Origin of the sequence: Bradyrhizobium sp. C9, assembly GCF_002532045.1 — a bacterium.
Taxonomy (GTDB): domain Bacteria; phylum Pseudomonadota; class Alphaproteobacteria; order Rhizobiales; family Xanthobacteraceae; genus Bradyrhizobium.
In genome coordinates this window covers 1-16,564 of record NZ_NWTG01000001.1, presented here as the reverse complement: position 1 = coordinate 16,564, position 16,564 = coordinate 1, and the positions used below count along the sequence as shown (strand labels likewise).

Genomic DNA, 16,564 nt, shown 5'->3' with positions numbered 1-16,564 from the left:
AGTGAGGCGTTCCTTCGCCGGACTGCAGTCACCGGCTGCGGCTTATGGAGATTTTCGACCATCGGGCCGCGCGACGCTCATTAGCTCGGGCGCTTTGTTCCACGAAAAAGTTCGACCGGAAATTGGCGGCCCCGCCTCGGGGAAAACAAGGCGGGGCCGCTCCCCCTCCCCCCTGGGGCGCCGCGCTGCGGATCACAACGGAAATCGTCTAACTGCCGTCCTCTGTCTCTTATGATCACACGCCCAAGCGATCTACCTGCTTTGCGGCTTCCGCTCCTCGGCGTTTTCCGCGACGTGCCGCAAGACGAGCTGAGAAAGCTGCACAACCAGATGTTTGAGACGCGCTATTTCCTGCCTGCACCGCGCCAACTCGCGCTCTTCTTCTGTCACTGTCGACACTTCATAGCGATCCCCAGCCGCGTGACTCATGTTGGACCTCAATTCGAGCAGGTAATCACGAACGAGGATTCAGACACATTCCCTGCCTAGAATGTACTGGAGCCCCGTATTTCTACGCCAGTAAAAATACTGTACGATGCGGTCGAACGATCTCGCTACCCCGGCCCAGCGTGCCATCCCCGCCACAGATCTGAGCGTCTCGTACAGAATCTTAGCTGGCATGACGGTCAACGCGATCGAGCAGAAGCGCTGCGCGGCTTGAGCTCGTGGGAGTCCTGGACAGTGGTCGTCTTCATGTCCCTTTCATACAGCAAGACATCGCCGATGCATGCGGGCCCTCGACCGTTCACGTGAATCGGACGATCCAGGAGCTTAGGCGTAGGACGTTCATTGAATGGAACGGTCATGCTGTTGATCTTTTTCAGCGAGATCAGTTCGAAATTCCGCCCCTCATACTTCCTGCGTTGAATTTCTTCGGCCGCCGCCTCGTACTCTGCGTACCAAGTAAATCAACAAGCGCACGCCAACTCCGATCCATACCGCCGCTATTCGACCTGCAGTCGCGTTCGCTCGGCTGTTTTCTTGAACTGCTTGAGCATGGTTACAACGTACGCGACCTGCCTGAGGTTACGGTCGCAAAGCTTCGTCGCCGCAGTGGTCTGTGCGGAGAATCGAAAAACCGCGCTGGCGAAATCTCCAAGCGCTCACGTGCACTGTTGCGACTCGCGGATTGATTAGCTGCCTGTGAGAAATCGAGAGCTTAGATTTTCATGGCGCGCGCCGCAGCTCAAACGACTTGATTCGTACCTAGCGTCACGTTGTAGCATCTCAAAGCAGGACGCGAGGGGTCGCGGACAAGCCAGCGGGGCCACTCCGCCAGAGGCGCGACAACGACACCTAAGCGGTCGACTTTGCTTTACGAGGATCGTCAAGATCATACCGATTAGATGAGTGGCGTCGATGACAGATGATCCCGGGTTCTCCGTGCATTAGTGAATATCGCCTTGGTAAAAAAGGAAAACAACGCCCAACCGACATCGATCCTTTCGTGATTGGAATTTGCGGTGAATGTATCACCGCAAATAGCCGTCGGCAGCCCTCCCTCTGTCGACGGGAGCTGGCGCGACGCTTAGCAGCCTCGTTCGCCCAGACTGACTTCCGCCCGGCCCTCGAAATGAGGCCGGGCTTTTTTTGCGATAAAATGCGCGGCTTTGCTGTTCTAGTTAACCTGCGTCTGATGATTGCGAAAAGTTCAGGAGACAACAGTCCTGGTGATCTTCGAAATGCTGCCCGCATGGCCTTTGTGACGCTTAACCTAAGGAGCTCGCGAGCGCCCCCACATCGTGCAGACACGTTTGCCCACCCACGTCAGCTACACAGGTTAGATGAATCGGACAACCGCCCGACCTAGCCATCTGTCATATTCACGCGGTAGTGGCTTGGACGGCCTTGAATCGTACGTAGCGTCACATTGTACGATCTCTCGGTAGTTCGCGATGATATTTGGCGGATGATACCCGGCAGATGATCATTGGCAACCTAGCCAAGCCGCTAGTGTGGGGAATCGTGCAACTGCCGCGCGTTCATCGTTGGCTATGGCAGTTATCTTGAGCAGGCGGTTACTGATCAATAGGGCTTTGATTGCGCATCGTCGACATTTGGTGCCAGAGGTGGGATAATGACGGCCGATATCGTTGATGTATGCGTTGTCGGGAGTGGTGCCAGCGGGTCGACCGTGGCCTACGAGATCGCCCAACACGGCTTGCGCGTGCTGCTTCTCGAGGAAGGTCGGGCGCTTCCTCCCGGCGCCTCGCTGGCGAGCGTCCAAAATGGTATGGATCCCGCCCTCGTGAGGTCTGCGGCAGGTACGTTGACGTCGTTTGGACGTCCCTGGACTGTGTGCGCGCTCGGCGGCGGAATGACTTTGTATGCCGGAATAGCCTTCCGCTATCGGACCATCGATTTTGATGCGCGAGCGCATGTAGCCGGAGACGCGCTTGACCCTACCTGGCCGATCAACTACGCCGAACTACGCCCGTTTTACGAGGAGCTAGAACGGCGCATCGGAGTGGCCCGCCTAGCCGGAGCGGACCCATTCGAACCACCAAGCGATCCTCCCGTTCTGCCCCCGCATGATTACAGCGCGAAGGGGCGGTTGATCGCCGATGCCGGCGGACGCTTAGGCCAGGTGCCTTTTCCCACTCCGTTGGCAATCAACTCCGTACCCTATCGCGGCCGGCCAGCCTGTGATTGCGACGGACCTTGCAACGAACACCCGTGTCCTACCGGCGCGAGGGCCGACGCACGCTCGCCGTTCACAGATGTCGCCCTGCCGCCCGGCGCGCTGACGGTTGCAGTCGGCAGCAAGGCTGTACGCATCGATCTGGCTAACGTCAGCCGCGCGGGTTCGGTGGAATGGCTGGACACTCTCAGCCGACAACGTGCGCGGGTCCGCACCCGCTGCGTGGTACTCGCCGGAAATGCGGTGCAGTCTGCCGCCCTACTGCTAAGATCGGTTCAGCGGGCAGCGCCCAACGGCATCGGCAACGCCTCCGGCATGGTCGGCAGTGGCATCTCGTTCAAAATCAGCGGCTACGTGTCCGGTAGCATCGCAATAGATCCGATGTCCGCGCGCCCGGCCGGTGGCCCGTTCTCCACCGTTGCGATCTCCGATCACTACCTGGACGAGGAGGCTCCTTCGGGACTCGGCGGAATGATCTACGAAGCAAGTCGGGTTGAGCGCACGGACCACGACGGAAAGATAACACTACGGCTGCATTTCCTGGCGGCCGACCAACCCATGCGCAGCAATGCGGTCCGACTGGCTACCAGCCTGGATCGGCTGGGTTTGCCGAAGATCATTCTCGATTACTGGACCCATCCGCTGGACAAACGCCGATTAGGCTATTTGTGCCGACGCGCGTCGAACTTGCTGGCGGAGGCCGGCGTGAAACAAGTCGATTTTCAGGATTCCAACTATCAGTTCGGCAGCGGACATCTGCATGGCGGCTGCCGTGCCGGCGTCGACCCGACACAATCCGTGGTCGACCGCTGGGGCCGGGTGCATGACATCGACAATCTCTATGTCGCGGATGGCAGCTTCTTTCCCTATTCCGGAGGCGTCAATCCGACATTCACCATTCAGGCGAACGCCCTGCGGATCGCTCGAAGAATAATCACGCAGCTCACCTAAGGGCATGATTATCAAACGGAGACGGCTGATGTCGATCGCCACCCCGACTGCAACCCCGGCTGCGACCGACGCGCACAGATCAGCACTGCGCCGCGCGTTGCGCGTCACCGCGTCGGAAAAATGGGATCTCAACAGGCGCTTTCCGGTCGTCATGACGCGCGCTTCGGGTGCGCATGCATGGGACATCAATGGACGGCAATATGTCGATTTCACTTCCTGTAGTGGTGCCGCGCCGCTCGGAGCCGGATACGAGCCGGTCGTGGCGCACGCCGTCGCCGAGATGCGCCGCACAGGCGGCGTATTGCCCGGACCGCTGTCCGTGCACCGGGTTGAACTGGCCGAACGGTTGGCGGAGATCTTCCCGGTCGCGGAACGCTCAATTTTCTTCCGCACGGGATCGTGTGCGACTACCGCCGCCGTCCGCCTTGCCCGCGCATTCACAGGGCTGAACCATGTGCTTACCAGCGGATATCATGGCTGGCACGACTGGCAGTTGCAGGACCGACCAGAGAAGGGGCTACCCAATCGGGACCGAGACAGCGTGGATTTCCGCTACAACCTGGACTTGCTCGACGAGTTGGCAAGCGTCCAGCGCGTCGCCGCGGTGATCGTCACCCCCGAGGTCAACTTCTTCCCGCCCGAATACCATCAGGAACTACAGAGGCTGGTGCATCGGCACGGCGCCTTGCTCATCCTTGATGAGGTGATGACCGGATTCCGCTATGGCATTGGCGGCTACCACATGGCTGTCGGCCTCACGCCCGATCTGATCACGCTGAGCAAAGGACTGGCCAATGGAATGGCGCTATCCGCAGTCGCGGGTCGCGCGGACGTACTAGCTGCCGCCGAGAAGACATACACGGGCAATACCTACCAGCGCGAGGTTACCCCGTTCGCGGCCGCACTGAGCACCCTGCACGCGCTGCGCGACGGGATCTTGCTGGCTCGGATGCGCGAGGTTGGCAAGCAACTGATCAAGGGGCTCAACGAGGTTTTCGTCAGACAGCAGGTCGCGGCATGGGCATTCGCCTGGCCGACTATGTTCGATGTCGTATTTGCCAACCCCGAACTTGGCCACGCCTTTTTCCAGGAGATGTGGGCCCGGGGTTTCCTCATGCAGTACGGTGGCCGCTTCATGCCATCGGCGGCGGTATCCGACGCCGATGTGCAGGCGGCTGTCGAGGCCGCTGGAGAGGCCCTGCCGGCGGCTCTGTCCCGTATAGAGAGCACCGGCGGCGACGGGGATCCAGTCGCCGCCGCTGTACGGTTCGCCAGGGATCATTTCGTGGCCACCCCGGAGGCGGTTCGGCGCTGGTTCACCGGACCCGTCTGCGGATGAGCAGGCATTCTCCAACAGAGAACACACCCATGCCGCTGCCCAATCCATTTTCCACATCGCCGGTGCTGCTCGGCGGCGAGAACCGCTCTGGCACCACATTGCTGAGCATCGTGCTGGATTCGCATCTGGATCTGGTAGCCGGGCCGGAGATCGACTTCCTCGAACCGCCCAATCTCGGCACTCACATCTTGAGCGCAATTGACCTGCTGGCGGCCGGCGATTCCCGTGTCGTGGGCATGACCAAAAACACGGTCGATCCGTTCTGGTATGATGGGGTGCATTTTGTGGTCCAGTGCCGCCGGTTCGGCCTCGACTTCGATGATATGCGTGGGTTGGTCAGCAAGGTGATGGTCGAGATGGGCGACGACATTGTTTCGTTCGCCGCCCGATGCCGCCTTATCAACGAGATGGGCGAGTTGCGCCGAGCTCGTAGTGGGGCCCGGCGCTGGGGCTTGAAACTGCAGCGCAAGATTGCCCAGACCGACGCCTTCGCCCGGCAGTGGCCGCGCGCGCATTTCGTGCATATCGTACGGGACGGCCGCGACGTTGCCGCCTCTCATCTGAAAACCGTTCCTGATTGGGGATACCAAACTGTTGCCGACGCCGCGCGCGGTTGGCTGGAAGTGGTATCTCAGCCACACAGAATCGCGCCGCCTGGCCGCTATCTTGAGGTGCGTTACGAGGATCTTGTAAGCAGTCCCCGTCCCACTCTGGCCCGAATCCTGGATCATCTCGGCTTGCCTTGGGATGAGGCCGTGCTGCGTCACGCTGAATACGAGCACGTATTATTCGAACAACCGCACGGCCATCCGGCCGCCGAGGCTGCGGGGAAGCCGCTGCACCGAGGCAGGATCGGTCGCTACGTCCAAGATCTGACGCGAGCCCAGATCGAGGAATTCGAGCAGATCGCCGAAAGTGAGCTGAGCCGACTGGGGTATCTGTCGGCTCCCCGCCTGTCTGGCGACGCGTGAGCCGCCCGCGCTGTTCCGCCGCGCCTCGCGGACTGCCACGAAGCTATCTTGCGCTGCTTGTCGGCCAGACCATTTCGCTGCTGGGCTCTAATGTAACCATGATGGCGCTGCCGCTAACCGCAATCACGTTGCTGGACGCGGGACCGGCGCAAACGGGGCTGCTGTTGGCCTGCGGTCGAGCGCCGTACCTAGTGGTGAGTCTGTTCGCAGGGGTCGTCGTGGACCGCCTCCCGCATCGGCGAATCCTTTTGACCGCCAATCTGGTGATGGCGGCGACGCTGGCCACAATTCCCTTGTTCGCCAGCCTTGGACATCTTGGACTGGTTCAGTTGTACACGACGAGCATGCTGGTTGGGGTTGCCGCAGTGATCGCTGACGTGGCTTATCTGGCGTGCATACCCACCCTGCTAGATCGCTCACAGCTGGTTCGGGCACAGAGTTCATTGGAGCTCAGCCAAGCGGGCGCGATGGCAGCAGGTCCGTTCCTGGCCGGTTGGCTCGTCAACGAATTCTCTGCCCCGACCGCAATACTGGCGGACTCGATTTCATTTTTGCTTGCCGCCGCGTTGCTGTCTCTGGTGCCCCTGCGTAACGCTGGGTGCTCGGAGGCCGCGCCGAGAGCAGTGCTCGGCCAAGTCGCCGAGGGTTTGGCAAGCCTGTTCGGCAATCCGATTTTGCGGGCAGTCACGTTGGCCAGCGGCACATTCATCTTTTGGCACAACGCGTATTCTGCGGCGTTTTTGCTGCATTTGACCAAGGATCTCGGGTTTGACAGCCGGCTCGTCGGCATGGCGCTCGGCATCGGTGCGCTTGGCGGTGTGGTCGGCGCGGCTAGCTCACCGCGGATGGGCCGGGCGACCGGCCTCGGCCCAACTTTAATGATCGGTTTGGCGGTGAGCGCCGGCGGAATGAGCTTGGCGGCCCTGCTCACCCAGCCCTGGTGGGCCGCAGTGGCATGCGTGACCCTCTCTCAATTCATGCTGTGGATCGGCCAAGGGATCTACAACGTGCAGCAGGTTCCCATTCGATATGCGTTGGTCCCGCCGCACTTACAGGGCCGGATCAATGCGAGTATCCGCAGCGTGGTGTGGGGACTGGCCTCATTGGGGGCGCTCGCCGGCGGCGCGGTCGCTGCTGGGACGAGCCTGCGTACCACGTTGCTCGCGAGCAGCGTGCTTGGCATGGCCTCCATAGTGTGGATTTGGCCGCTGCGCCAGGCGCGCAGCTTGCGTCTATGACCGCGACGGACTGGCTCATGGACATCAAAGAATTTGGCGATCTTGATCGGCAGCCTGGGCGGCTGATGGTTTGGCGGATCAACGTCACCGAGCCGATCAGCTGGCGGGCTGACCCGCGCCGCCCGTCCTATGTGCAAGAGGAACATCTTCGCTCTGCGGACGATGGCCGACCGGGCTGGCTCGGCGCAGCATTCGAGTTGCCAGGCGAGCTCAATGCCGCTGCGCTGACCAAAGCGATCCTCGGCTGGGTCGATCGGCACGAGGTATTACGCAGCCGATTGGCCAAGGATGGATCGGCAATGCGTCGCGCCACGATTGATCCAGGCGCTGCAGCGCTTGAGCAAACCGTGGTGAGTGACTGCGCCGATAGCGGCGAAACTGCTCAGCTGCTCGAAAAACTGTTTGACGCGGAGACCAACCCGCTGCGCTGGCCGGCGTATGTCTTCGTGACGATCAGCCGGCCGACATCCACGAGTCTCCTACTCGCCTCCGACCACTCTGTTAGCGATGGCTACTCGATGGCCTTGGTACCGTATGAGATCCACGAACTGTACACAGCCGCGATCCGTCGAGTGGAACCCCAGCTGGCGGCGGTGCACAGCTATCTGGATCACGCCGAGGCCGAACGAGAGCGATTGACCGATCTAACCGATGAACATCCTGCTATCTGCCATTGGCGCGAGCTGATCGCGGCGAACGGCGGTCAATTGCCGGACTTTCCGCTATCCTTCGATACGCCGGAGAGATCCTTGCAGCGGAGCGGAAAAATGTGGCTGCTCGATGCGGCTGGCGCATGCGAATTCGATCGCGGCTGCAGGTCCCAGGGCGGAAACGCGGCGACGGGAATTTTCGCCTGTCTGGCGCTGGCAGGAAAGACACTGGCGAACCAACGACAATTCCACGCCGTTGCACCCTTTCACACCAGGTACGATCTGCGATCGATGCGTTCGGTTGGATGGTATGTCGGGATGAGCCCGGTGAGCTTCCGGGTGGCCGATACGTTGCCGGAAATCCTGAACGCCGCCCGGTTCGAACTCAAACGCGCCAAGAAAACGGCTCAGGTGCCATTTTCAAAGGCCATGGAGCTGGTCGGCACCACACTGCGCGACCGTTTCATGGTATCCTATATGGACAATCGGACGGTGCCCGGGTCGGACCGCTGGTCCCACTGGCGGACAAGATTTCTGATTAGCCGCAGCTCCGATGCTTACGAGACATACCTATGGGTCAGTCGCTGGCAGGACGGAATTTCCGTGAACTTTCGCCACCCTGGGACCATAACCGCGCGAAGTGCAATGGATGACTATCTTGCTGAAGTGGCAGCGCAGGCCCATCTGATCAGCGGCGCCCGTTCGCTGCCGCGGCTCTCAATCGACTGACAGTTCTTGACCAAGAACCGCTCGCGTTACGATCGCGATCATTCGTGCTTGGGCGACCAGAAGCGAGCTAAATTCAGCAGCTTGCCGATAGCGCCACCTGCTCCGAGGCGGGCGTAAGCATGGGCCCTATCTACTCCATCTTTTGGTTCGGGCGACTTTTTCGCGGGGGGCTTGCGAGCGATCAAGATGATCCTCGCGAGGCCACGTCGACAACATTCTTGCTCCGCAGAGTAGCATTCACAGTGCCGACAAGCATGTCGGATTTAAAACAACTCAGATATTGCAATCAATTGCGAGCTAGCATCCTGATATCCATGTTCTTTCTACATTGAGCTTGCGATGGCACAGTCATTGCAATTCTTCATTCAAAGAATAGACTCCCCCGCACGGCGGGCCACTGATGCTTCGGAATCATGCGCTGCTGCAAGCATACTTACACATGATGGCGCAGAAGCTCACCGACGATGCTTTGTACCAGCGACGTATCGCAGATTGCGGGCTGCAGCCGATGAGGGGCGACAAACTCGCTATGCACCGCCCCACTAGCGAAGGGCTGAACGCGAATGTTTCAGCATGCCTTCTCATCGACGCACAATAGCGACGCTAAGCGTGTAATCGAAGTGGCGCATCTTAAGGATCTACGAGAACTGATGCAGATGCTTTGGCATTTGTTCGTAGCAGTGGATCGGCTTCCTAGAGGACCAGAGCATACAGCAGCAGTTCAGACGATTAAACGCTTTGAGCGCCGGCTGGCAGTGTTGGTTCAGGCATCTGAGAAAGCTCGAGCTGCTCGCCTCAGAGGCGCGGGCCGTACCAGCCCGCCAAACAAATGATCTCCAAACAATCACAAACGTTATCGAGGGTTCCACCTACGTGCGCTATCGCCAAAGCCCGCATGGCCACGTTGGAACGCGCCTGTCCGGACCGCAGTATCCATTCGCTTGGCGTTCGGCCGTCCTGCAGCGCCACGCTGCAGAGAACCGGGGCAGGTCTTCCAGCGGTGAATGAGGGCCGGATATGTGGCAGGCGTTAGAAGCGCGTATTCTTGAGCAATACATCCCCCTCTACAGCACGGGGATAATGAGCCGCTACTTCGAATGACGGCAATAGATCAAGAATGGCTTGTAACGACAGTTGCCCTTCGTAGAGCTCCCGGTCGCTATATTCCGTGTAGATGAATCGCGTGTTGCTCAAGGTCTGCATGCCGCCGGCGATCACGTCGGCTTCGGCTCCCTGGACGTCCATCCAGATGAAATCCACCGTGTTCAGCCCAGCTTCGTTGCACCAATCGTCAAGCCGCCGCGTTTGAACCGGGACGGGGCCATCGAAACGAACCCAATCATACTCGGTAAGATGATTTTTCGGGCGGCGTATCGAACCGGAAAGGTCCCACTCCTTCGCATCACCATCTGCATTGCTTGGATGGAAATCGATCGTTCCATTTCGATCGCTGATCGCGATTTCAAGCAGTTTTACCTTAGCCAGGGACGGGCCCAGCTTCTTTTTGAAACGCGCGATTGCTCGGGGGTCCGGCTCAAAGCTGTAGATTTGAGCTTGCGGGCACAGGTCGAGGAAATGTTGCGTATCAGTTCCGTCATTGCAGCCGATATCCAGGATAACAGGATTCGGTTTCTGAAGAAGTGAGACGATGTGCTGGTGTACTTCTACAGACGACACTGTTTATCTTTCCATTGGCGCAAGGATCGGGTGAGTTTCATTCTCGATACCGCAATCACACGCCGGACGCCCCGGCACAACGTATATCAACGTATATATTTAATGTGCTCGCCCAGCCCCTTCATCCATGGCGGCGACCAATGTGACACGAACGAACAGGAACCTATCACTGGGAACGCCCAGCAATTGCCCTGCAACGACAGCTTTATCAGGGGGCAACCAGGACCTGCACGAGGAGCGAATAGCAGATTCCGATGTGCCTCCAGCAGCCAACGGATAGGCTTCGTCGCACTTTAGAGGGGCCGCTTTTGATGGGGCGGTTTCGGGCAGGGTTGTCGCTTCCTGAATGACAATGGCAATCTCCTCGAGCGCGGTTAACGACCGGCCGAATATTACACTGCCAGATAACGGCTGCCTTTCCAAATTCGCGCAGCCGCAACTTTTCGAGATCGCAGTCATGGATTGCTCGGCCTGAAGCGGGACGCGATCACGCTGAACGTTCCTGGGGACGACTCCAGGTCGGCCGGTCGCGGCTTAAGGATGACCATCGGACTTCTCGCACGGATAAGCGTACCGCTCCAATACGCATATCAACCGGCAACAGCATATTATCAGTCGTTGGTGCACGCATTCCGACGCACTGCTGCACCGAGTTTGTCCGGATCCAGACAATCATCGTTTCTCGAAGGCACGCACATACCACGAAGCCTTCGCAAAACTGCACTGTGCGCGAGGCACGAAGATTGCTTTTTGTGGACGGCATCGGCACCCGCGCTTCGCAGCATCGATGATGTGGTGACGAGTTACGAGACGGCGTCGCTTCGCCTTTGAGAGACACAAACAACCTTGGCAGGGAGCAGTGACAGCTGAGTCACAGGAGAAAGGAACAATTGGTCGTTGGCGATTGCCTCGGCGCGGTCGGCGGCGGACTTCATAGCCATGCCAGTCGATAGGCTGATTCGACAATCACGATACTTTCTACACCTGTGTTTCGTGGGCCTCGTATTGCTTGCCGGCATATCCATGCTGGTGGCGAGCATGTCTGGGGCGCCGCTCACTTGCTCCAATGACTGCGGTTCGGGGAGTTCTCAAGCAAAGCTCCTTTCGCTATCAATCTTGGATTTCAAGCGATCGCAACGACGTCCCGTGCCGACCAGAGCTGTCGTCGACCTCTTCTGTCTCGATCAGACCAATGCTCCGCAGGCTACAGCCAGCTTTTCAGCACTCTCGTGCCCTGGCCGCCGGACGAAGTCACTGAGCAGCGACGACCAACAACCGAACTGCATTCGTCGCATTCCAGAACAATGTGCGGAGGATCAGGTTGCGGATTCTGCCGGAATAGAGGTTACCGGGCAGCAGCGTCCGAATCTCTATGCGGATTGGCCTCCCATTTTTGATCCGATATCCACTGTCGCCTCGTGGGGAAGCTATACATTTACATCCTCGAACGGCACCAGGATCACCTACACCCTGATCATGGCCTTTAATGCCAGCCGTGACGGCTTTGGGCCACAGGTGTACATGGACGCAGGCAATAAGGCCGCGGTTTGCGCGATCTCTCCGTCCGACACGGAAACAATCTCAGGATTGCGGAATTCGTTGGCTCACGCTTTTGTCCAAGAGGCTGGCGATCCCGGCAGAGGATTTCCCCGCGTAAACGTGGAACGATCCATGGCGGACAATTGGGCTACCGAGGCGACGAATGGCATTCTGAGCCGTTGTCTGCTGGCCAGGAATGGTGGAGCCGCTCCAATAATGATAGCCGCTCATGGATCAGGGTATTGACCTTGATTGAGTTCAGTCTGTCCCGGGACCGCCATTTTCGGGGACAATTCTGCAAATCAAAGACACGGGTGATACTTGCTGCCAGGTGGCACCAACGTTCTGGCGCCAAATGTGAAGCAGCACTGATCCTGGCAAACGCAGCACCGGCAATTGAAAGCCACTGATTGCTCTGTTGGCCGCCAGCAACGCGCAGATCTAATCGACCTTCATAGAAGTAAGCCCGGCCAGAAGACGGCGGCAATTCAGCAAGGTTCGCTGAGGGCGAAACACATACACGACGAGCACAGATCGTCAGACCGAACATCGTGGCGTACTGGAGAGTCCTCCGGTAGGGCAGAGCCGGCGGACCAGCTTGGCGGTTGCCTTCATGAGGTTGGTAACTCGCACGGCAACGAGCGTTCTAGTTCATCGCGCTTACGAGCGTGAACACCGGCCGACAGCGCGCTGTGGCAGCGGTAATTGCACGAACCAAAGCTTCGAGCATCGTCACCTTTGACAATTCGTGTCGTGGCTGCGCCGATCCGCGTCAAATCCGAGACGTCAATGTCGCAGAAGCTACAGTCATGGCTCGCCAACGTCAGCAAAGGTTCAATGGCACGTCGATTGCTTCAGATGCGCAACATTCCGCTCTGTCGATGACGGCTCGCAATCCCGTAAAGGCTCAGATGGTCTCGTCCGATTGATTGGAATCAATGCTATGTTGGAGCCGTCGCGAGGATCGTGCTGCGCGAGAGTTAGCCGGGATTGTCGCCGTTCTTCTCCCGCTCGGCAGGTATGCCTTACTGAGCCAGCGACACCTCTGGAGTGGACAGTTGCGATCGCTGGCCGCCGTGGCTTAATACTCATGGTCGCGGGTGTTGTTGCGACTGCCTGTGCCGTCATTGCGACCGCGACCGCATCGGCGCAGGGTTTCATCTACAATCAACACCAACCGCGAGCTAACAGGGCAAACCTGATCGACGACAATCACATGCTCGTTCAGGCGACCGAGGTCGATTACGACTACAACAACCAGCGCATCTCGGCCGTCGGCAACGTCCAGATGTTCTACAACGGCACCAGCGTCGAGGCCGACAAGGTCATCTACGACCAGAAGACCAAGCGTCTTCATGCCGAAGGCAACATCCGCATGACCGATGCGGAAGGCAAGATCACCTACGCCAACATCTTGGATCTCAGCGACGACTACCGCGACGGGTTCGTCGATTCGCTGCGCGCCGACACCGAAGACCAGACCCGCATGGCGGCGACCCGCGCCGATCGGTCTAGCGGCAATTACACCGTGTTCGACAACGGCGTTTATACCGCCTGCGCGCCCTGTAAGGATGATCCGAAGAAGCCGCCGCTCTGGCAGGTCAAGGGCGCGCGCATCATCCATAACCAGACCGAGAAGATGCTCTATTTCGAGAACGCCCAGCTCGAATTCTTCGGCGTTCCGATGGCGTATCTGCCCTATTTCTCGACGCCCGATCCGACCGTGAAGCGCAAGAGCGGCTTCCTGATGCCGGGCTTCACCACGTATTCGGCGTTCGGCGTCGGCGTCGAAATCCCCTATTACTTCGCGCTCGCGCCGGACTTCGATGCGACCTTCAATCCGCGCATCACGTCGAAGCAGGGCGTGCTGTTCCAGGGCGAATTCCGCCAGCGCCTGTCGAACGGCGCCTATCAGATCCGGCTCTACGGCATCGACCAGCTCGATCAGGGCGCCTTCGCCGGCCAGCCCGGCGACCGCCAGTTCCGCGGCGGCGTCGAGACCAAGGGTCAGTTCGCGCTGAACAACAAATGGACCTGGGGCTGGGACGGCGTGCTGCTGTCCGACTACTACTTCATGTCCGACTACCGGCTGGCCCAGTACAAGGACCCGTTCGGATCGTTCCTGTCGCTGCCGACCGAGGCGATCTCGCAGCTCTATCTGACCGGCGTCGGCAACCGCAGCTTCTTCGACGCGCGCGCGATCTATTATCTCAGCTACTCGGGCAACCAGAATCAGGTTCCGGTGGTCGCGCCTGTGATCGACTACAACAACGTGATCAACAGCCCGATCTTCGGTGGCGAGTTCAGCTACAAGGTGAACTTCACCAACCTGACCCGCGAAACCGCGGTGTTCGACCCGATCACGGCACAGGCCGCCAACCCCCATAACCCGTTGTGCACGACCACGTCCGCCGACCCGATGGCGCGGACGCCGTCGCAGTGCCTGCTGCGCGGCATGCCGGGCACCTACACAAGGCTGACCGCCGAAGCGCAGTGGCGCAAATCCTATACCGACCCGCTCGGCCAGATCTGGACGCCGTTCGTCGGCGTCCGCGCCGATGCCATCAACGCCGACATCTCGAACCAGCCGGGCGTTTCCAACTTCCTGCCGGTCGGCGACACCCAGACGGTCCGCCTGATGCCGACCGTCGGCTTCGAATACCGCTACCCCTTCATCAACGTGCAGCCGTGGGGCACGACGACCGTCGAGCCGATCGCGCAGGTCATCATCCGGCCCGACGAACCAAAGGCCGGCAAGCTTCCTAACGAGGACGCACAAAGTTTTGTATTCGATACCAGCAACCTGTTTGCGATCGACAAGTTCTCCGGCTACGATCGCGTCGAGGGCGGCAGCCGCGCCAATGTCGGCGTGCAGGCCACCACGCAGTTCGATCGCGGCGGCAGCATCAAGGCGATGTTCGGACAGTCTTACCAGATGTTCGGGTTGAACTCGTTCGCGGTCGCGGACGTCACCAACACCGGCATCGACTCCGGCCTGCAGAATCCGCGCTCGGACTATGTCGCCAGCCTCGCCTACTCGCCCAACCGCACCTACACGTTCAGCGTCCGCTCGCGGATGGACGAGGCGACCTGGAACATCAATCGGTTCGAGGCGCAGGCCAGTGCGAACTTCGATCGCTGGTCTGCAAGCGTGACGTATGGCGACTATGCGGAGCAGCCGGAGCTCGGCTATCAGGCGCGCCGCGAGGGGATTATGACCACCGGTTCGTTTAAAGTCGCCGCGAATTGGGTGGTGACGGGTTCGGCGCGTTGGGATCTCCAGTCCAACAAGATCAATCAGTATGTTTTCGGCGCTGGCTATGTCGACGATTGTTTCGTTCTGGCGGCGAACTACGTAAGTTCTTACAACTACTCCGTTGGTTCGGGACCGCCAGTGCCGAACAAAACCTACCTTCTCACTCTCGGTTTACGAACGATCGGGATAAACTCGGTCAATTTTTGAGCGACGGTGTATCACTTCCGGAGGGGGACAATTCACAATGCGACTTCTGGAAAAGCACACTGCTTCTTTACGGAAGCCGGTCTGAATCGAGACAGTTGGCACATCTGTTATTCCGCCACGACATCATATTCATCGAGCGGGGCTTCTTAACGAACTCTTCAGTATCGCACGCATCGCCGTACCAAGCTACCTGGAGACTGTCTGGCAAACTAATCATGTGCAGCCCTGCCAGCATCGGTCTGAACTCTGGAATAGCCGGCGGCAAGACATTTCTGCAATGCTCATCGGATCCATTTTTTCGCCAATCGGAGTTGCAAGGGATTGCCGCTCTGGCACGCGGCTTTGATCAAAGTAATCTCGGCCACTGCAATCGAGAACCGCGGAGCCAATATGGCCGGATTTGACGATACGCAGTGTCATGTTCGCAACAGCTTGGCTGGTTGAGTACATGACGGCGTCTGTTTCCGACTGACACACACAGGCCATGCGTGCGATTCAGCTGAACCGCAAGCAGAGTCGCTCCGCTCGTCTTTGGCCTGGCTCTTGCAACAATGGCTTTGCTCAGAAAGCGCCCATCGTCAACTCGCTCGAATGCTCAGGAGGCCTGCATGAATTTCCGTCCGCTTCACGACCGCGTCGTGGTCAAGCGAATCGACGCTGAAGAAAAGACAGCTGGCGGCATCATCATTCCCGACACAGCCAAGGAAAAGCCATCGCAGGGCGAAGTCGTCGCGGTTGGCCCAGGCGGCCGTGACGAGACCGGTAAGCTGATTCCGGTCGATATCCAGGTCGGCGATCGGGTGCTGTTCGGAAAGTGGTCAGGCACCGAGGTCAAGGTCGACGGTCAGGAGCTGTTGATCATGAAGGAGAGCGACATTATGGGCGTTCTCACCGATGTGTTTTCGACGAAGAAAGCCGCCTAGTCCAGCGCTCCACGTCCATTCAGCCCTTGACGAACGCCTTGCCCCGGGCGCGTCGAAGGATGAGAGATAAACTGAGGAATTTCGATTATGTCAGCCAAGGAAGTCAAGTTCGGCGTAGAAGCGCGAGACCGCATGTTGCGCGGTGTCGACATTCTCGCCAACGCCGTGCAGGTCACCCTCGGTCCAAAGGGTCGCAACGTGGTGCTCGAAAAGTCGTTCGGCGCCCCCCGCATCACCAAGGACGGCGTCGCCGTCGCCAAGGAGGTGGAGCTCGAGGAGAAGTTCGAGAACATGGGTGCCCAGATGGTGCGCGAGGTGGCGTCGAAGGCGGCGGATGCTGCCGGCGACGGCACCACCACCGCGACCGTGCTTGCGGCTGCCATTGTGCGCGAAGGCGCCAAGTCGGTCGCCGCCGGCATGAACCCGATGGACCTGAAGCGCGG

10 protein-coding genes are annotated in these 16,564 nt (G+C 59.3%); 9 read left to right on the top strand and 1 reads right to left on the bottom strand.

The window, feature by feature from the left end; translation table 11 throughout:
* Positions 1-665: 665 nt before the first annotated feature.
* From CO675_RS39645 to CO675_RS00035, 6 genes are all read left to right on the top strand, one after another.
* Positions 666-1,133, top strand: coding sequence for a helix-turn-helix domain-containing protein (locus tag CO675_RS39645; RefSeq protein ID WP_143278842.1), 468 nt, complete (start codon positions 666-668; stop codon positions 1,131-1,133).
* Positions 1,134-2,077: 944 nt separating this feature from the next.
* Positions 2,078-3,592 (top strand): FAD-dependent oxidoreductase, encoded by a 1,515-nt coding sequence (locus CO675_RS00055; RefSeq protein WP_097670055.1) that lies wholly within the window; start codon positions 2,078-2,080, stop codon positions 3,590-3,592.
* Between the two features lie 28 nt (positions 3,593-3,620).
* On the top strand, positions 3,621-4,931 hold the full coding sequence (locus CO675_RS00050; protein ID WP_158231158.1) for an aminotransferase class III-fold pyridoxal phosphate-dependent enzyme: 1,311 nt from the start codon (positions 3,621-3,623) through the stop codon (positions 4,929-4,931).
* A 29-nt stretch (positions 4,932-4,960) separates the two neighbouring features.
* A complete protein-coding gene (locus tag CO675_RS00045; protein WP_097670053.1) occupies positions 4,961-5,902 on the top strand; it encodes a sulfotransferase family protein in 942 nt (313 codons plus the stop codon).
* Complete coding sequence (locus tag CO675_RS00040) at positions 5,899-7,140, top strand: MFS transporter (protein ID WP_283808093.1); 1,242 nt, start codon at positions 5,899-5,901, stop codon at positions 7,138-7,140. The genes CO675_RS00045 and CO675_RS00040 overlap by 4 nt, the downstream gene beginning before the upstream one ends.
* Positions 7,141-7,157: 17 nt before the next feature.
* Positions 7,158-8,519, top strand: coding sequence for a condensation domain-containing protein (locus CO675_RS00035; protein ID WP_245452566.1), 1,362 nt, complete (start codon positions 7,158-7,160; stop codon positions 8,517-8,519).
* A gap of 1,029 nt (positions 8,520-9,548) precedes the next feature.
* On the opposite strand, the gene CO675_RS00020 is transcribed toward CO675_RS00035, so the two are convergent.
* Entirely contained in the window at positions 9,549-10,196 is a 648-nt protein-coding gene (locus CO675_RS00020) for an FkbM family methyltransferase (protein WP_097670049.1), read from the bottom strand.
* Between the two features lie 2,629 nt (positions 10,197-12,825).
* On the opposite strand from CO675_RS00020, the gene CO675_RS00015 reads away from it, so the two are divergent.
* The 3 genes from CO675_RS00015 to CO675_RS00005 all read left to right on the top strand — a co-directional run.
* Positions 12,826-15,198 (top strand): LPS-assembly protein LptD, encoded by a 2,373-nt coding sequence (locus tag CO675_RS00015; RefSeq protein WP_097670048.1) that lies wholly within the window; start codon positions 12,826-12,828, stop codon positions 15,196-15,198.
* Between the two features lie 608 nt (positions 15,199-15,806).
* Positions 15,807-16,121, top strand: coding sequence for a co-chaperone GroES (gene groES / locus CO675_RS00010; RefSeq protein ID WP_097670047.1), 315 nt, complete (start codon positions 15,807-15,809; stop codon positions 16,119-16,121).
* Between the two features lie 87 nt (positions 16,122-16,208).
* The coding region (locus CO675_RS00005; RefSeq protein WP_283808092.1) for a TCP-1/cpn60 chaperonin family protein at positions 16,209-16,564 on the top strand (356 nt) is incomplete at its 3' end.